This is a genomic window from Actinomyces sp. 432, assembly GCF_009930875.1.
Taxonomy (GTDB): Bacteria; Actinomycetota; Actinomycetes; order Actinomycetales; family Actinomycetaceae; genus Actinomyces.
The window spans coordinates 1,878,190-1,895,836 of record NZ_CP025249.1 but is presented as its reverse complement, the minus strand read 5'-3'; the positions used below and the strand labels follow the sequence as shown (position 1 = coordinate 1,895,836).

The following is a 17,647-nucleotide window of genomic DNA, read 5'->3' as shown; positions in this document are numbered from 1 at the left end:
GACGATCAACCGGAGCCCGGCCCTCTCCTCTCACCGAGACCGGCACTCGTAACACGCCGAGACCGGCACTCGTAACGCGTCGAAACCGGTGGAAATGACGCATCGAGGCCAGTCGTTTAGGCTCGTGCGGTGACCACTCCCGCCCCGACCGGCCCCGAAACCAGCTTCGGCGAAGCCGCACTCGACCGCGCACCCGCCGGCGCCCCCGGCACCGAACTCCGCCTCGTCGACGACGGCGCCACCATCCGTCGCTCCATCCTCCCCGGAGGCGTGCGCGTGATCACCGAGCACGTTCCGGCGCTGCGCTCGGCCTCGCTGGGCATGTGGTTCGGCGTCGGCAGCCGCGATGAGTGCACCGGTCAGGAGGGATCCACCCACTTCCTGGAGCACCTGCTGTTCAAGGGCACCGCAACGCGCAGCGCCCACGACATCGCCGAGGCCTTCGACATGATCGGCGGCGAGTCCAACGCCGCCACCGCCAAGGAGCACACCTCCTACTACGCCCGCGTCCTGGGACCGGACGACCTGACCGCCCTGGACGTGCTCGCCGACATGGTCACCTCCTCTCGCCTGGACCCGGGAGAGGTGGAGACCGAGCGGGGTGTGATCGTCTCTGAGCTGGCCGACGCCGCCGACGACCCCGCCGAGATCGCCCAGGAGGCCTTCGCTCGCGCCACCTTCGGTGATGACACCCCGCTGGGGCGCCCCATCGGCGGCACCTACGCGACCGTGTCGGCGGTGCCCCGCGACGCCGTCTGGGAGCACTACCAGCGCACCTACGCCTCCGACACGCTCGTGGTCGCCGCCGCCGGCGCCGTAGACCACGACGAGATTTGCGAGCGGGTCGCGGCCGACCTGGCCGCCGCCGGCTGGGACACCACCGGCGTCGTCGCCCCGCGCCCGCGCCGCTTCGAAACGGAACCCGCGGCAGAGCTGACGGTTCACGACATCACGTTGGAGCGCGACGCCGAGCAGTCCCACGTATACCTTGCCTGCCAGGGCATTCCGGCGCTGGACGAGCGCCGCTGGACCATGAGTGTGCTCACCACCATCCTCGGCGGCGGCATGTCCTCGCGCCTGTTCCAGGAGATCCGCGAGAAGCGCGGCCTGGCGTACTCCACCTACGCATTCGACACGCCCTACGCGGGAGCCGGCGCCTTCGGTCTATACGCCGGCTGCGCCCCGGGCGACGTCGATGAGGTGCTGACCGTCATGGCCGGCGAGTTCGAGTCGCTGGCCGCCGACGGCGTAACCGAGCGCGAGCTGGAGCGCGCCCGCGGGCAGATCCGTGGCTCCATGGTGCTCGGGGGAGAGGACTCTCTGGCCCGCATGGGGCGGCTGGGCCGCGCCGAGGTCGTCACCGGCCGCCTGCGCTCCATGGAGGAGAACCTGCGGCGCCTGGACGCGGTCACGGCCGACGACGTGCGCGCACTGGCCGCCCAGCTCGCCGCCCAGGAGCGCTGCCGCGTAGTGGTCGGACCGGGTGCCTGAAACAGATTCAGCCGACGCCCTCACCTCAACCGTGATCGCGGCGAGTGAGGATACGGCGAGCATCTGGTTTTAACCTTGCGGCTGCCTCATCCGAAACCGATGGGGCCGAAGCACGGCGAATACGAAGCAGAGGACCGCGCCGATGACCCACGCTCCTAACGCACCCGCGGGATGAGTGAGGGCAATCGTGGCCATGACCCCGAGCGCCACGGCGGCGATTATCCGCAGCATCCGAAGGTCCGTGACGGCTGCCAGTACCGTGCATGTCGCGGAGACTGCGACGGCGATCGCGAGTGCTCGCTGCGGGGTCTCCCAGTTCAGGTGGATGAGAACTGCACACACGGCGGCGACGGCGGCGAAAGACAGCGATGACACGGCGCTCGGCCTGCGTGCGATCTGCCGACCCGTGCGCGACCGATCCTGGAATGCGCTGGATGACGAGTCATGGCCGAGCTGCGACATGGAGGCTTCCTTGAATATGAGGGGTGGCACAAACGCTAAGGGTAGGTCTCGCAGTGTGGTGGCAATTCCCGCGAGGGGTTCCCTCTGGTAGGGGGCATCGTGGGAGCCCAGATTCTCGACCAAGACTCACTAGGAAGGTTCACCCAGGATGCCCAACAAGCAAGTCTGCCGTGTCCATGCTGATCGCGGAAGTGCTGGCCGACCCTGACCTGGCTCAGGATGATGTGTTCCGTCGGTTGCTTCAGGCCGGGTTGCAGGACTTTGTGGACGCCCAGGGTGTCGGCAAAGCCGGTCGCCGGTTATCTGTGCCACACATCGCGATTCTACGTTGAGGAGCGCTGATGCCGTTTATGAGCTCGCGGGTGGTAAACTTACGAGGGTGTGCTTGTGTTGATGGCTCAGCCGTCGATGCCACGAGGAGGTGAGGGCGCGCAATGATCTCGCTGAGTGAGGTGAGTAAGGATTACGGCGGTGTACGTGGGCTGTCTTCTGCCTCTTTTGAGGTGCCTAACGGACTCGTCGCGTGCCTAGTCGGCGCGAACGGTGCTGGCAAGACGACGGCGCTGAAGGCGATCGGCGGGCTTGTGCGTCCTGATGGAGGCGAGGTCCGGGTTGACGGCGCCGCACCGGGGAGGTCGCCATACCCGCTGGGACGCCTGGGGCTGGTTCTGGGAGCAGACCACTGGGTGGGCTCCCGAACAGGGTTCCAGTGCCTCATGGGTATTGCCCGCACCAGCGGCATTCCGGAGGTCCGCGTGCGCCAGTGCCTGGAAGAGACAGGCATAGCGGCGGTAGGGGACCGCAAGGTCAGGACTTTTTCTCTGGGGATGCGCCAGCGCCTGTCGTTGGCGGCGGCGATGCTGGGCCAGCCGCAGAACGTGGTCCTGGACGAGCCCTTCAACGGTCTTGACCCTGAGGGGGTTCGGTGGCTGCGCTCCCTGCTGCGAAGGCTGGCCGATGAGGGCAGGGCTGTACTGGTCTCCTCCCACCTGCTCGGAGAGGTCGAGGACATTGCGGATCGCGTCGTCGTTCTCAAGGAGGGCAGGGTGCTGGCCCAGGCTCCCGTTGACCAGGTGCGGCGCCCCGGCGGAGTCATCGTTCGCGCCGATGATCCCGCCCAGGTTGTCGCCCTGGCACACTCGCGGAACTGGCAGGTGGAAGCCGCGGAACGACCAGGTGACAGCGAGGGTGGGGTACTCATAGACGCGGGTATCGAGGAGGTGCAGAGGGCCTTCTTCGACGAGGGGGTCCTCTTCACTGAGATGCGCGAAGCGAAACGATCCCTTGAGGGCTGGTTCTTTCACGTGCTGGAAGGAGAGCAGGAACCATGACCGGTGATCGCGCTGCACAGCAGGAGGTGACCTGGCGCCGGGTCCTGGTCAGCGAGTTCGGCAAGGCGGCGAGGACGCGTTCGGTGCAGGTCCTGATCGCCCTCGAGCTCTGCCTTGTCGTCTTCTTCTCCGCCGTGGTCGGAGTCCCTGGGGTTCAGGCCGCGTCACTGCCAGCCGGACTGGCGGGTGCGGTGACCGCTGGTGCTGAGTACTCCTCCGGTGCCATTATGTCCACAGTGGTGGCGGTAGGCAGGCGTTCCAGGCTGTTCTGGGCGCAGCTGGTCAGCGCCGCGGTGGTTACGGCCCTTCCCGCGCTGGCGCTCATGCTGGGGCTCGTTCTGACGACCAGGCCCTACGTGGACTACCGCGGTGTTCCGTTCGACCTGGCTGCTTGTCTGGAAACCGTGGTTCGCGCGGCGCTGGTGCTGGCCTTAGTCGCGGCTGCAGGTGCCCTGGTGGCGATGGGGACGCGCTCGGTAGCTACTGCTGTTATGACTCTGGCACTGGGTGTGGGGGCGGCCCAGATACTGGCCATGCTGGTTCCGGCACTGCTAACGCTGGGTTCCTGGACGGTCCTGCTTCCCGACTGGGTGCACGTGGTAATGCCCAACGCGGTCATTGCCAGGCTGCAGGGTGTAGCCGCGTTGCCTGCCTCCTCGTGGCTGGAGCAGCCAGTGGCCACGATGCTGCTGGCCGTGGCCTGGTGTCTGCCCCTGTTCCTGTGGGGACACCGCAGACTGACCAGAGGCGACTTCTAGATGTGGCCGCCTCGCGGCGACAGGCTGCTAGGGTGCCCGCATGAGTATTGCTGTTGCCGTAGTCGGCGCCGCGGGGCGCATGGGGTCCACCGTCTGCCAGGCCGTCGAGGACGCCGACGGGCTCGCGCTCGTCGCCCGCCTCGACATCGGCGATGAGCTCACCGCCGCGAACCTGGCCGGCGCCCAGGTGGCCGTCGACTTCACCCATCCGGCCGTCACTGAGGACAACGTCCACGCCCTCATCGACGCCGGCGTGGACGTGGTGGTGGGCACCACCGGCTGGACGGACGAGGCCTACGGGCGCGTGCGCGAGCACCTGGCCCGCCCGGAGGCGGCCGGCCGCAGCGTCATCATCGCCCCGAACTTCGCCCTGTCGGCGGTGCTGACCATGTCCTTCGCCGCGAAGGCCGCCCGCTACTTCGAGTCCGCCGAGGTCATCGAACTGCACCACCCCAACAAGGTCGACGCTCCCTCCGGCACCGCCATCGCCACCGCCCGCGGTATCGCCGCCGCCCGCGCCGAGGCGGGACGGGGGCCGGTTCCCGACGCCACCGAAACCGACCCGGACGGCGCCCGCGGCGCAGTGGTCGACGGCGTGCACGTACACGCCGTGCGCCTGCGCGGACTCACCGCCCACGAGGAGGTCGTGCTTGGCAACCCCGGCGAGCAGCTGACCATCCGCACCGACTCCTTCGACCGCGCCAGCTTCATGCCGGGCGTGGTGCTCGCCGTGCGCGAGGTGGGCGCACGCGAGGGCCTGACCATCGGCCTGGACCAGCTGCTGGACCTCTGACGACGCCCGGGCCTGCCCGGGCGGCCACGCGTCGACTCGGGGCAATTGCGCGCACCAACGACGACGCGTGCCGGGTTGGCCCGGTCGTCCGACGCGGTTACAGCACGGCCGCCCAGCAGTCCTCGATGACGCCCTGCCCGACCGGCAGCCGACGGAACGACTCGGTGCGCTTCAGGCCGGCGCCGCGCAGGAACCCGGCCAGGGACTCATCCCCGCGCACCGCCCACACCAGCAGCACGTCGGCCCCCTGGGCACGCGCCTGCTCCGAGGCGGCGGCCAACAGCCGGGAACCGTGCCCGCGGCGCTGCCGCTCCGGGGCCACACCGAGCGCGGTGATCTCCATGCCCCGCCCGCTCGCGGCGTCCGCGTCTGCCGCCGCATCGTCGTCGGCTTGGCTCGTCTCGCCCGCGGCATTCGTCGTAGCCGCGCCGTCGGGGGAGGGGGCAACGCCGATGAGGCCCACGACCTCGCCGCCCTCACCCACGGCCACGAGCACGCGGTGCGCTGGTGACGGCGGGCTAACCACGGCCTGCTCCCAGCCGGCCGCGATTACCGGCGCCGCCACCATCGCCTCCACTCCCGCCGGCAGCGGCACCTCATGAGCGGCGACGTGGGCGGCGCGCAGGGAGGCCAGCATGGCGGCGGCGTGCACCCGCCCGATCGCGTCCAGGTCCGCGGCGGTGGCCTCACGCACGAAGTCCCCGGGGGTGGGTGTCTGCGAAGCGGGCGGCGTACCGTGGGCATCGTCGCTGTGGCGGAGGAAGTCGTTCATGCGACCGAGCCTATGCGTCCCCACGACTTCACCGTGCGTGCCTCGCCCGGGTCCGGACGTCCTCAATCGGCCGCTGCCCGCAAATGGCGTGCCCACCCTGTGATCGCCCGCCACATGCGTGCGGCAATGCCGTTACGCTGCTCACTATGAGCACTCTCCCCAGCCGCTCCTTCGGCTCCGTCGGCGTAGCCATGGTCACCCCCTTCACCCCGGAGGGGGAGATCGACGTCGAGGCCGCCCAGAAGCTGGCCGTCTCCCTGGTCGACGACGGCGCCGACATGATCCTGCTGGCCGGCACCACGGGCGAGGCCCCCACCACCCACCTGCCGGAGAAGCAGACCCTGCTGCGTGAGGTGAAGGACGCACTCGCCGGGCGGGCCATGCTCGTGGCCGGGGCCGGCTCCAACGACACCGCGCATGCGGTACGCATCGGGGTGGGCTCCCAGGAGGCCGGCGCTCAGGGCCTGCTCATCAACGCCCCCTACTACAACCGCCCCAGCCAGGAGGGCGTCTACCAGCACATCATGGCGGTGGTTGAGGCCACCGACCTGCCGGTCATGGTCTACGACATCCCCGGTCGTACCGGCGTGAAGATCACCGACGACACCCTTGCCCGCCTGGCCGCGCACGAGCGGGTGCTGGCGGTCAAGGACGCCACCGGCGACGTCGAGCAGGGCTTCGAGCGCATGGAAGCCACCGGCCTGGAGTACTACTCCGGCGACGACGGGCTGAACTTCGCCTGGCTCACCCACGGCGCCAGCGGCGTCGTCTCCGTGGTCGCCCACGCCGACGCCCACTCCTGGCGGGAGATGATCCGCGAGGTCGACGCCGGCGACCTGCCCGGTGCCCGCGCCGTCGCCCAGCGCATGCGTCCGGTGGTGCGGGCCATTATGGGCGGCGGTCAGGGCGCGGTGATGGCCAAGGAGGCGCTGGCCCTGCAGGGCCGTATCCCCAGCGCCACCGTGCGCCTGCCCCTGGTGCGCGCCACCGCCGCCGAGGTCGCCGCCCTGCGTGACAGCCTCGCCGCCGCCGGGCTGCTATGAACTCGCCGACTCGGGCGCTGTCGGCCCCGCACGCCGCGCTCAGGCGGCGCTGGCGCGGCCGATGACCTGCTCGCGCACCACGCGGCGCAGGATCTTGCCGATCTGGGAGCGGGGCATCTCCTCGATGATCTCCAGGTGACGCGGCAGGGCGTAGTGGGGGAGCACCCGCTCGGCGTGTGCGCGTACCGCCTCCAGGGTGATCGCGTGCTCCGGCGTACCCAGCTCCAGGACGACCGCGGCGCACACCAGCTCCCCATTCGCCCCGCCCGGCAGCCCGACGACGGCGACGTCCGCCACGCCCGCCATGGTGAGGATCGCCGCCTCCACCTGGGAGGGGTAGACGTTGAAGCCGCCGGTGAGGATCAGCTCGCGCCGTCGGTCGGCCATCCACAAGAAGGAGTCCTCCCGGCGCACCATGTCCCCGGTGCGCAGCCAGCCGCCGGGCAGCATGGCGGCCGCCGTCGCCTCCGGGTCGTCCCAGTAGCCGGCGAAGACCTGCGGCCCGCGCACCAGCAGTTCGCCCGGCTCGCCGTCGGGCACCTCCCGCTCGGGGTCCGGGGCGTCCGGGTCAACCACCCGCACGTCAGTGGAGGCGAAGGGCAGGCCCAGCGCCCCCAGGCGGCGGCTGGGCCCCATGGGCGTGCCCGAGACGATCGGACTGGTCTCGGTCATGCCGTAGCCCTCCACGAAGTAGCCGCCGGTGGCGGCCTCCCACTCCGCGCCCACGGCCGGTGGCATCGGGGCCGCCCCGCACACGCCGTAGCGCAGGGTCTTCAGGGACACGCCCTTCCTCTGGGCGCCGCGCAGAATCCGTTCGAACATCACCGGTACCCCCACGAAGAACGTGAAGGGGCGGCGCTGGTGGGCCTCCAGCACCTGGCTGACCGAGAACTTCGGCAGCATCACCTGCGTGGCCGCCTTCTGCACCGCGCAGAACACGTTGAAGGTCAGCCCGAAGGCGTGGAAGAAGGGCAACAGCGCCAGGAAGGTCTCCCCGCCCTCATGCAGCATCGGCACCCAGGCGATCGCCTGGTTCGCGTTGGTACGCAGATTCTTGTGCGTGAGCATGGCCGCCTTGGGCATGCCGGTGGTGCCGCCCGTGTGCAGCAGCACCGCCAGGTCATCCCCGCCCGGATGCGGCCAGGAGGCCTCCAGCCGCTCGGCTCGCGCCACCTCCCGGTCCCAGGAGCGCACGCCCGCGGGTAGCGATTCGGCCCGCATGGAGGCGCGGGTGCGACGCGCCTTGGCCACGGGCAGGCGCAGGGCGGCGCGCAACCGGGCCGGCATGGCGGAGGATAGGTCCACGCTGAACACCGTGCGCCCGTCCAGCGGGTCGGCCTCCTCATCCGTGCCGCCGGCTCTCGACGCCGGATTCAGCACCAGCTCAACGCCCTTCTCCCAGGCGATCACCACCCGCGCGCCGTGGTGGGCGAGCTGGGCGCGGATCTCCTGCGCGGGGGCGAGCGGGTTGTGCTCGGCGACGATCGCCCCTAGGCGCAGCGCCCCGTAGATCGCCACCACGTGCTGCGGACAGTTCGGCATGAGCAGAGCAACCCGGTCCCCGGCCCGGACGCCCGCCCGCCGCAGCAGGCCCGCGGCGCGCTCGGAGGCCTCCAGCAGCTCACGGTAGGTCAGGGTCGCCCCCATGAAGTCCAGTGCGACCCGGTCCCCGTAGAACTCGGCCGCGGTGCACAGCAGCTCTCCCAGGGGTCCCTCCGGGACGTCAATGACGGCTGGGATATTCGGCTGATAGTGGGGGCGCCGGTACCGATCGGCGTCCTCCTCACCGCTCACCGGGCCTGCTCCCCGGCGCCGGCGGCCTGCCCGGGCTCACCGCGGCCGACCTCACCCAGGCGCTCCACCAGGGCGGTGGCGGCGGACTGGGAGGCGGCGGCCGCCGTCGCCGCCGCGCCCGCGGCTGCCTCCCGGGCCGCCAGCAGCTCCTCGCGCACCACCCGGCGCAGCACCTTGCCGATCTGGGAGCGCGGCATCTCCGTCAGGATCGCCACCTGCCGGGGCAACGCGTAGTGGGACAGGGTCTTCTCCGCCCAGGCGCGCACCTGGTCGAGCGTGACCGTCTGCCCATCCTTGGGCAGAATGGCGGCCACCACGGACTCGTTACCGGCCTCCGCCGGCAGCCCGACGACGGCGACCTCCTCCACCTGCGGCATGGAGCGCACCGCCGCCTCCACCTCGCTGGGGTAGATGTTGAAACCGCCGGAGATGATCAGTTCCTTGCGTCGGTCGGCCATCACGTAGAAGCCGTCCTCCTCCTGGCGCACCAGATCCCCGGTGCGCAGCCAACCGCCCGGCAGCATGACGGCGTCCGTCTCCTCCGGGTTCTCCCAATAGCCGGCGAACACCTGCGGGCCGTGCACCACCAGCTCGCCGACCTGGCCCGGCTCCACCTCCACCTCGGGGTGGTCGGGGTCGACCACCCGCACGTCGGTGGACGGGTAGGGCACGCCCAGCGCACCTGGGCGCCGCTCGGGGGAGATCGGGTTGCCCAGGATGATGGGTGCCGTCTCCGTCATGCCGTAGCCCTCAATGATGGCACCGCCGGTGGCCTCCTCCCAGGCGTCGGCCACCGCCTTGGGGGTGGGTGCCGCTCCGCAGACGGCGATCTTGCAGCTGGACAGGTCCGCGCCGACCTCCTGCGCGCGGGTGACGATCCGGTCGAACATGACCGGCACCCCCGGGAAGAAGGTGGCGGGGCGCCGCTTCCAGGCGGCCAGCACCATGTCGGCCCCGAACTTGGGCAGCACCACCTGTGTGGCGGCCAGCCCGACGGCGCACAGCAGCGACAGGCTCAAGCCGAAGGCGTGGAAGAAGGGCAGCACCGCGTAGAAGGTCTCCTGGCCGACCTCGCAGGTCTGGGAGGCCCACGCCAGACTCATCTCCGCGTTGGCGCGGGCGTTGGCATGAGTCAACTGGACCGCCTTCGGGGTGCCGGTGGTGCCGCCGGTGTACAGCAGCACGGCCACGTCGCCCACGCCCGGTAGCGGGTGGCCCGAGGGCAGCGGCGGGGTAGTGGCGACCAGGTCGTCCCAGGAGGTCACCCCGGCCGGCACCTTGCCGCGCAGCTCGCTGCGCTGGGAGCGGGCGGCCGCCACCGGAAGCCTCAGGGCCAGCCGGCTCGTCCACGGCAGCCCGCGGGACAGGTCCATGGACAGCACCCGCGCCCCGCCCATGCCTGCCGCGTCCAGGGAGCCGACGGCCTGCACCATCCGCGCCAGTGACTTCTCCCAGGCGATGATCACCCGGCCGTGGTGCATCTGGATCTGCTCGCGGATCTGCGCGGCGGGGGCCAGCGGATTGTGCTCGGCCACGATCGCCCCGAGCCGCCAGGCGGCGTAGGCGATCACGACGTGCTGGGGGCAGTTGGGCAGGATCACGCCGACGACGTCGCCCCGGCCCACGCCCAGGCGGCGCAGCGCCTCCGCTGCCCTTGCCACCTGGTCGCTCAGCTGCCGGTAGGTGGTCGCCTGCCCCATGAAGTCCAGGGCGACCCGGTCCGGGAAGCGGCGGGTAGCGTCGTCGAGCATGCGGGACAGCGGCTCGGTTACCGGCGCAATCACGCTGGGGATGCCGGGGGCGTAATGGGGGCGCTGGTAATCGGTGGAGTCACCCCGGGTGCGGGACTGGCGGTCGGCGTCAGTGGCCTGGTTGAAACTGCTCATCGTTGCCTTTCCCGAGTATTCCGCCGGAGCCTGACGGGCGACCGGGCGAGGATCGTAGCCTACGCAACCGTAACCTACGGTCGCGTAGGAGCGTGCGTGCGTGACGCGCATGCGACCTGTGGTCTGCCGCTCACCTCGGGTCCGATCGGCGGCAGGCTAGAGGATCCCCCTGGGTACTGCCCGTGAGCCGGTTACAGGCCGGCCGGCAGCGGCAGCCGGGACACCGGCCGGCAGCGGCAGCCGGGACACCACCCGCAGACGGCGCGTCGGCCGCGTCATCGCCACGTACAGGTCGCCGGGGCTGACCTCCCCGATGGCTGCAGGGTCAACCAGAACCACGACGTCGAACTCCAGCCCCTTGGACAGGTGCGGGTCCATGACCGCCAAGCGGCTGCGCAGGATGTCGCCGTCCGGCGCCTGCATCGCCGCCGCCAGCTCTGGATCCTGCGCCAGCTGGGCGGCAACTTGCTGTGGCTGCGGGGCGATCACGGCAATACGGCCGGCACTTGTGCCCACAGCCGCATCCAATGTGGCCGACTCCGCCGCCACCGCCTCGCGCAGGACCCGCCCCCAGGCGGCGGGTGCGGCATCGCCTCGCTCGGCCGCGGGCCCGCGCGAGAGGTCGTCCACCGCCAGGCAGTCGTCCAAGTCTCGTACCGAGGTGACCGGGTGGGAGACCGGCTGCCCGAGACCGGCCGCCACCTGCTCAGCCGTCCGCATAATCGTTGCCGGCGTGCGGTAGCAGACCGTCAGTGCCTCCTCGCGCAGGGGCGTCGCGGCCCGCGGCGTACGTGAGCCGCGCCCGCCGCGGGGCCTGGCCGGGCGCGTGCCCAGGGCCGAGAGCACGCGCTGCCACGAGCCCGGGCGGCTCGGGCCAGAGTACTGGGCCAGGTCACCGACTATGGTGAAGGAGCGCACCGGGCAGCGGCGGGCCAGGGCCCGCCAAGCCATGTATCCCAGCTCCTGCGCCTCGTCGACGACGATATGCCCGTAGGTCCAGCTGCGATCGGCGCGGGCGCGCTCCGCCAGGGTCAAGGACGGCCCCGTGTCCTCCATCCTGTCTGCCAGCATCTCGGCGGTGACCATGCCGCCCCCCAGCTCCTGGGACTCGATCGCCTGGGCGGCGTAGGCGACGAGCGATTCCCGCCGCCGTGCCTCCAGGCGGGCGCGGCGCGCCTCGGCATCCTCACTAGGACCCAGCAGCTCGGCCAGCTCATCGATCAGCGGCACGTCCGCCTCGGTCAGTTCCTCGCCCGCCGGCCGCTCCAGCAAGCGCCGTTCGTCGGCCTGTAGTTCTGGTGCCAGTCGGCGCAGCAGCTCGGGACGCGCCCAAAGCCGCTCCAGCAAGCCCACCGGCGTCGTCGGCATCCAGCACAGGTTGATCTCCCGGCGGGCGTCCCGGGCGGTGCGAATATCCTCCCGGATCCAGGCGCGCGTATCGGCGTCGTCGGCATCCTGGTGGGTGGCGGTGGCGAACTGGTCGGTCAGCCTCTCCAGCAGCCACAGCACGAAGGTCTCGCGCGCCAGGTTGTGGGGCTTGCCCGAGCGCCGGGCCCGGGCCGCCGCCTCGCGCACGTCCGCGGGCAACAACTGCAGGCGGGTGCCCTGCACCACGATGTCGCGCGGCTCCTGCGGCACCCGCTGCAGGTCACGCACGGCCCGGCGCAGGATATCCACCCACGCCCTGCGGGCCTTCAGCTCGTAGACCTCGGCCGGCTCAGTACCGCGTGCGTGCACGCCGGGCACCAGGTCGGCCAACGTGGTGGAGACCACGCCGGTCTCACCCAGCGAAGGCAGCACCTGCTCCACGTAGCGCAGGAAGGTGCGCGAGGGCCCCACTAGCAGCACCCCGGAGCGCTCCAGGCGCTCGCGCTCGGCGTAGAAGAGGTAGGCGACCCGGTGCAGGGCCACCGCCGTCTTACCGGTGCCGGGGCCGCCCTGCACCACCAAAACGCCCTTGCCGTCGCCGGTGACCACCCGGTCCTGCTCAGCCTGGATGGTGGCGACGATGTCACCCATGCGCCCCTCGCGGGCGGCCGACATGGCCGCGATCAGCGCGCCCTCGCCCTGCAGCCCATCAACGCTCACAGTGCTAGCGGCAGTGCTCGCAGCGGTGCTCGCACCGGCGTCCCGATCACCGGGTGCGGTCAGCGCTGCCGCAGCGGCCGCATGCACGTCAAGCAGCTCGTCCTCAAGCCCGACGACGCGGCGGTCGCGCATGTCGATATGCCGACGCCGCACCAGCCCCATCGTCTCCGAGGCGGTGGCCTGGTAGAAGGCGCGGGACAAGGGGGCGCGCCAGTCCAGGACGACCTCCCGGCGGCGGTCATCCTGCAAGCCGATACGGCCCACGTAGTGCCGTCCGCCCGCCGCAACGTCTTTCGCCATGTCCTTTGCCGCCGAGTCAGCGCCGGGCTCGGCGGCGTCGGCATCGGGCTGCGCCATATCCATGCGCCCGAAGACCAGCCGCTCCTCAACCCCCTCCAGAGAGGCGACCAGGCCCGCGTAGTGAGCCGCGTATGCGTCGCGCTCGCCACGGGACTGATGCGTGCCGCTTGCGCCGCGGGCCTGGGTCGAGGCCAGCGAGCGGCGGGCCTGAGACAGCTGCCGGTCCAGCTCGGCGTAAGCGACGTCCACGGCTGCCTGCTCCGCGGCGACCTCCCGCTCCCGAGCGGACGGTGCAGACGCCGGTCCCACAGGTGCATGCGGGGCTGCGGAGTGCGGTGACCGGGTCGAGTCGGTGGAGTGGTGCTGGCTCACATGACCTCGCTAGAAGTGTGTTAGTCGGGTGGCGACCTGGCTCGGGGCGGATGAGGACGGGAGCCGCCAGGCGGCGCGGATCGGAGGGGAACGGAAACAGGCGGACAGGAAGCGTATTGCGGTAGTTCGTGTACGGTGGTTGTTGCCAGGCACGGGCCCAGCCCGCGCGGGGCGGCATCCGCGATGCGCGGGGCCGTTCATTATCTCCCCGTCGGCGCCGGCATCCACACGTCTCCCCTTCCGTTCGCGAGGAGGGAAGTCAGGTGGGGTGAGCTGCGGATCTCCCGTTCGAGTGGGAACACGTGCACGCCCCTGGATGTTGCACCAGCCGACGCATGGCCTCACCTGCGCGGCGTGCAGCCGCCTCGGTGACGCCGGCATCACGAACACGAGCGCCAAAAGCGCGAGAGGAGGAGCAATGCGACCGCTATTCACTGTGGAGCACCCCGCGGGGGAGCCCGTCTCGCCGCGCGTGCTCCTGCACCACTTCGAGGGCGCCATGGACGCCGGACACGCCGGCTCCCTCGCCGTCGAACAGCTCATCATGACCCTGCCCCACACTCGCCTGGCCACTTTCGACGTCGACTCCCTGATCGACTATCGCGCGCGTAGGCCGGTGATGACCTTCGACCGCAACACATACACCGAGGTCTCCATGCCTGAGCTCGTCCTGGACCTGCTCCAGGACGACGAGGGCGAGGACGTACTGCTGCTCCACGGAGCAGAGCCCGACTACCGTTGGCAGGAGTTCACCGACGCCGTGACCCACTTGGCCGTGTCGATGGGAGTCAGCCACGCGGTCGGCATCAGCGGTATCCCTATGGCCATCCCGCACACCAGGCCCACCTACGTGCACATCCACGGTTCCCAGCCCGACAAGCTCAATTCACAGACTGAGGTGTTCGGACGGGTGGAGCTGCCCGGCTCCATGAGCGCCTTCCTGGAGCTGCGGCTGGGTGAGGCCGGCATCGATTCCCGTGGCCTGTCCGCGTCCATCCCGCACTACATCGCCCGCGACGACTTCCCGCAGGGTGCTGCGGCACTACTGCGCGCGGTAGCCGAGGGCACCGGGCTGGCCCTCCCCTGGGGGACCTGGAGGCGGCCGCGAACATTAACCGGGCGGAGATCGACGCCGAGGCGGCGCAACAGCCCGAGGTCGGCGCCGTGGTATCCGCGCTGGAGGCGCAGTACGACGCCATGCTGCAGCAGACCGAGAACCTGAGCTTCGAGGGTACGCCAACGCTCGACCTGCCCAGCGCCGATGAGATCGGCGCCCGTCTGGAGGCGTTCCTGGAGGCGAACGAGAACACCTCTGGCGACGGGCTGCAGAAGTAGCTGAAGTAGTTACGGTCCGGGGCCGCGTCAGAAGGACGGCTGCGGCAGTGCCGGGTCGTCCTCCTGCCAGGTGCGCACGGGCAGCGGCAGGCGCCGCACCGCCCGCTCCACCGCGTCGAGCTCGTGCTCGGACCAGGGCTGCGCGCGGGCGAGCAGCACGATATTGCCCGGGCGGCGCCCGCGTACCACGGCCGCATCGGCCACTACCAGCACCGCGTCGAATACCCTGTGCAGGTCGGACAGCTCCGCGGCGATGGCCGCGCGCGGTGGGCAGGCGGCGTTAGCCAGGTAGATGCCGCCGGGTGCCAGCGCCCGGCGGCACTGCATCAGGAAGTCACGGCCGACGCATGTCGGTGGAACCGCTCCGCCGGCGAACACGTCGCGCACCACGACGTCCCACTCGCCGGGGCGCAGCGTTCCCACCGCCAGCGCCGCATCGCCCACGCGGATGCGCAGGCGCGGAGCGCGGGGCAGGTCGAACCACTCACGCACCTTGCTCGCCAGAATAGCGTCGATCTCCACCGCCAGCTGCTCCGAACCGGGGCGGGCGGCGTCCCATGCGCGTGCCAGAGCGCATCCGGCGCCGCCCAGGTGCACTGCGCGCACGGGCGCCGTCGGCCCGCGGAGAGCGGACAGGACCGCATCCATCTGCTGAAGGTACTCAAAGTCCAGGTGCGTCGGGTCGCGCAAGTCGATCCAGGATGACTCGGTCCCGTCCAGGAGCAGGAGGACCCCCGTGTCACGTACCTCCAGCTGTGCGGTTGCGCAGGAGGTTCGGATGGGCCCGACGGGCAGGTCCAGGACCCGGGGCGGGCGCTGCCTGCCGCGGCGCCCGGCGCGGGTGCGGGATGAGGATTGACCGCGTGTCACAGGGGCACGTTATCGTGGCCTGGTAGTACACCGTCGTGCCGCTTCCGGGCTGGTGGGGCGGGCGCGCGGAGAGGAGACGGGCATGAGCAGGGCACCACGGGCTGACGCTGCGCGCCGTTCCTGGGGTGAGGACGACTCCGCCACCCCCATCCTGCACGTGGACATGGACGCCTTCTTCGCCTCGGTAGAGCTGCTGGAGCATCCTGAGCTGTCCGGGCGGCCGGTCATCGTCGGGGGACGTGACGGGCGCGGTGTGGTCTCCGCGGCCTCTTACGAGGCCAGGGCCTTCGGAGTCAGCTCGGCAATGCCCATGAATGAGGCCCTACGCCGCTGCCCCCAGGCCGTGGTACTGCCGGTGCGGCACGGCCTGTACTCCGCTGTCTCGCGGGACGTCATGAGCATCCTCGGCGAGGTCACGCCCGTGCTCGAGCGGGTCAGCGTGGACGAGGCCTTCCTGGACGTGTCCGGCGCCCGCCGCCGTATGGGCTCCCCGGTCGCCATCGGTCACTGGATTCGGCGGGAGGTGCGGGGACGCGTGGGCGTGCCCGCATCGGTCGGGATTGCCGCTACCAAGTTCGTGGCGAAGCTCGCCTCAGCGCATGCCAAGCCCGACGGCCTGCTACTCATACCGGCGGACGCCACGCAGGCCTTCCTGAACGTGCTGCCGGTCGGCGCCATGTGGGGGGTGGGGGAGAAGAGCGCCGAGGCTCTCGGCCGCTGGGGGATCAAGGATGTCCGGCAACTGGCCGCCACAGACGTGCGTAGGCTCGAGCGCATCCTCGGGCCCGCGGCCGCGCGCCACCTGCACGACCTGTCCCACGGTATCGACCCGCGGCCGGTGACTGCGCAGCGAGAGGAGAAATCGGTTGGGACTGAATCGACGTTCTTCGACAACATCACCGATCGCGAGCACGCCCGCCGGGTCCTACTAGACCAGTCCCACCAGTGCGCCGCGCGGCTGCGGGCCGGCGGGCTGCGCGGGAAAGTCGTGGTGCTCAAGGCCCGAGGCGCCGACTTCAAGACCGTCACCCGGTCGCGCACCATGGCGGCGCCCACGGACCTGGCGCGTGACCTGTTTGCAGTGGTTGAAGACCTGTTCACCGCACTACCCACCCCGGGAGGCGGCTTCCGCCTCCTCGGGGTGCGGGTCGAGGGCCTTTCCCGCGCCGGTGACGGGGTTCAGCTGCTGCTCGACGACGACCCGCGGCGAGGCGCCCCCGAACGTACGGCCGATGCCGTGCGCAGGCGCTGGGGGACAAGCGCGCTGGCGCCCGCCAGTCTGCTGGCGCGGCCCGGGTCCGCAGGCCCCGCCGTCGGTCCCGAGGGCTGATCTCAGCCCCTCCACGCGTGCCCGGGGTGCGTGGCCGCGTTGCCCCAGCGTGCCTCCCGGGCTCGGCAGGCTTCCCGCGTCCACCGCAACGGCGGGAAGAACCAGGTCCCGGATGCTGTTGCCCAGGTATAGGGACGCTCCGGTTTTCTTCCCGAGACGACAACCGCTTATCCTGGATATCGTTCGTGGGTGGTGGCCGAGGCGATCCATCCGGTTGTTCGTTTCAGCCCATAAGCGGAAGGGAGGCGTGCCATGGCATTGTCGGAACGTGAGCAGCAGGTGCTCCGCGATCTGGAGGAACAACTCAATGACGAGGACCCGTCGCTGGCTGAGACCATGCAGCATGCCGACACGACATTGCGTCGGCCCTCGCCCCGCCGTATCGGTGCTGGAGTTGCGCTGCTGCTGGTCGGCTTGGCGGTGGTCATCGCCGGTGTTGCCATCGGCAACGACGTCGTCTCCATAGCGCTGGGGGTGCTCGGCTTCGCCCTGGCCGTGTGGGGCGTCACGCTTATGCTCACGCGCGGTGGTGCTGGGGAGCCGAAGACTCCCCGCAGCGCCGGACGCTCATCCTTCATGCAGCGCCAGTCCGAGCGCTGGGACAGGCGACGCGACGGACAGAACTAACGCGGTTGCCCGGCCACCGCACGCACACCGGGGCCGGCACCAGTAGTCAGGCGCGACCAGGACCCCCACGCCGGGGACGGCGCTAGCTGCGCGGACGACATCGGCGTCGTCCGCTGCCGTCGGCACGGTTCGAGCGGGCCAGGCATAGCAGGTGTCGGTTAACTGCCCCATCGGCCCCTCCACTTTCCTCCACCGGCTGCCCTCCACCCGTCATTGTCCGGGGCCGTATTCCACTGTGATTTCACTGTGATTCCACAGTGCCGTCCTGCGCGGGGCACACGTTCGCCGCGCAGCGGATGCGCCCGTTGCTCCGCCGCGCAGCCAGCGCCCGGCCCCGCGCCTGGGCCGCGGGCGCGAATCCGCCCGGACCACGCGCGTCGGCCGGACCGCATCGA

At 70.8% G+C, this 17,647-nt stretch carries 13 protein-coding genes and 1 pseudogene; 9 read left to right on the top strand and 5 right to left on the bottom strand.

Annotation, left to right across the window (positions count from 1 at the left end):
• Nucleotides 1–129: 129 nt before the first annotated feature.
• The 5 genes from CWT12_RS07915 (at nucleotide 130) to dapB (ending at nucleotide 4,835) form a co-directional block, all read left to right on the top strand.
• Nucleotides 130–1,491 (top strand): M16 family metallopeptidase, encoded by a 1,362-nt coding sequence (locus tag CWT12_RS07915; protein ID WP_161924375.1) that lies wholly within the window; start codon nucleotides 130–132, stop codon nucleotides 1,489–1,491.
• Nucleotides 1,492–2,123: 632 nt separating this feature from the next.
• Nucleotides 2,124–2,285, top strand: coding sequence for a hypothetical protein (locus CWT12_RS13445; RefSeq protein ID WP_162678568.1), 162 nt, complete (start codon nucleotides 2,124–2,126; stop codon nucleotides 2,283–2,285).
• Nucleotides 2,286–2,387: 102 nt separating this feature from the next.
• Entirely contained in the window at nucleotides 2,388–3,284 is an 897-nt protein-coding gene (locus CWT12_RS07910; protein ID WP_272927746.1) for an ATP-binding cassette domain-containing protein, read from the top strand.
• Nucleotides 3,281–4,042 (top strand): hypothetical protein, encoded by a 762-nt coding sequence (locus tag CWT12_RS07905; protein ID WP_161924373.1) that lies wholly within the window; start codon nucleotides 3,281–3,283, stop codon nucleotides 4,040–4,042. The genes CWT12_RS07910 and CWT12_RS07905 overlap by 4 nt, the downstream gene beginning before the upstream one ends.
• A 40-nt stretch (nucleotides 4,043–4,082) precedes the next feature.
• Nucleotides 4,083–4,835, top strand: coding sequence for a 4-hydroxy-tetrahydrodipicolinate reductase (gene dapB / locus CWT12_RS07900; RefSeq protein WP_161924372.1), 753 nt, complete (start codon nucleotides 4,083–4,085; stop codon nucleotides 4,833–4,835).
• Nucleotides 4,836–4,932: 97 nt separating this feature from the next.
• Here the strand turns inward: dapB and CWT12_RS07895 are convergent, their stop codons facing one another.
• On the bottom strand, nucleotides 4,933–5,607 hold the full coding sequence (locus CWT12_RS07895; protein ID WP_161924371.1) for a GNAT family N-acetyltransferase: 675 nt from the start codon (nucleotides 5,605–5,607) through the stop codon (nucleotides 4,933–4,935).
• A gap of 146 nt (nucleotides 5,608–5,753) precedes the next feature.
• Here CWT12_RS07895 and dapA point away from each other — a divergent pair, with 146 nt between their 5' ends.
• Nucleotides 5,754–6,650, top strand: a complete 897-nt coding sequence (gene dapA, locus CWT12_RS07890; RefSeq protein ID WP_161924370.1) for a 4-hydroxy-tetrahydrodipicolinate synthase — start codon at nucleotides 5,754–5,756, stop codon at nucleotides 6,648–6,650.
• 39 nt (nucleotides 6,651–6,689) lie between these two features.
• Here the strand turns inward: dapA and CWT12_RS07885 are convergent, their stop codons facing one another.
• The 3 genes from CWT12_RS07885 to CWT12_RS07875 form a co-directional block, all read right to left on the bottom strand.
• Nucleotides 6,690–8,444, bottom strand: a complete 1,755-nt coding sequence (locus tag CWT12_RS07885) for an AMP-binding protein (RefSeq protein ID WP_161924369.1) — start codon at nucleotides 8,442–8,444, stop codon at nucleotides 6,690–6,692.
• On the bottom strand, nucleotides 8,441–10,330 hold the full coding sequence (locus CWT12_RS07880) for an AMP-binding protein (RefSeq protein ID WP_161924368.1): 1,890 nt from the start codon (nucleotides 10,328–10,330) through the stop codon (nucleotides 8,441–8,443). Before CWT12_RS07880 ends, CWT12_RS07885 begins: the two co-directional genes overlap by 4 nt.
• Nucleotides 10,331–10,486: 156 nt before the next feature.
• The gene (locus tag CWT12_RS07875; RefSeq protein WP_237564089.1) at nucleotides 10,487–13,027 is read right to left on the bottom strand and encodes a HelD family protein; all 2,541 of its coding nucleotides are present in this window, start codon (nucleotides 13,025–13,027) and stop codon (nucleotides 10,487–10,489) included.
• A gap of 481 nt (nucleotides 13,028–13,508) precedes the next feature.
• Between CWT12_RS07875 and CWT12_RS07870 the strand changes: the two are divergent.
• Nucleotides 13,509–14,425: pseudogene (locus tag CWT12_RS07870) on the top strand (PAC2 family protein).
• Between the two features lie 27 nt (nucleotides 14,426–14,452).
• Here CWT12_RS07870 and CWT12_RS07865 read toward each other — a convergent pair.
• Nucleotides 14,453–15,205, bottom strand: a complete 753-nt coding sequence (locus CWT12_RS07865; RefSeq protein WP_161925375.1) for a spermidine synthase — start codon at nucleotides 15,203–15,205, stop codon at nucleotides 14,453–14,455.
• Nucleotides 15,206–15,377: 172 nt separating this feature from the next.
• Between CWT12_RS07865 and dinB the strand changes: the two genes are divergently transcribed.
• Nucleotides 15,378–16,625: a DNA polymerase IV gene (gene dinB, locus CWT12_RS07860; RefSeq protein WP_161924366.1), complete on the top strand. Its 1,248-nt coding sequence runs from the start codon at nucleotides 15,378–15,380 to the stop codon at nucleotides 16,623–16,625.
• 252 nt (nucleotides 16,626–16,877) lie between these two features.
• Nucleotides 16,878–17,252, top strand: a complete 375-nt coding sequence (locus CWT12_RS07855) for a DUF3040 domain-containing protein (RefSeq protein WP_161924365.1) — start codon at nucleotides 16,878–16,880, stop codon at nucleotides 17,250–17,252.
• The last annotated feature ends 395 nt before the right edge of the window (nucleotides 17,253–17,647 follow it).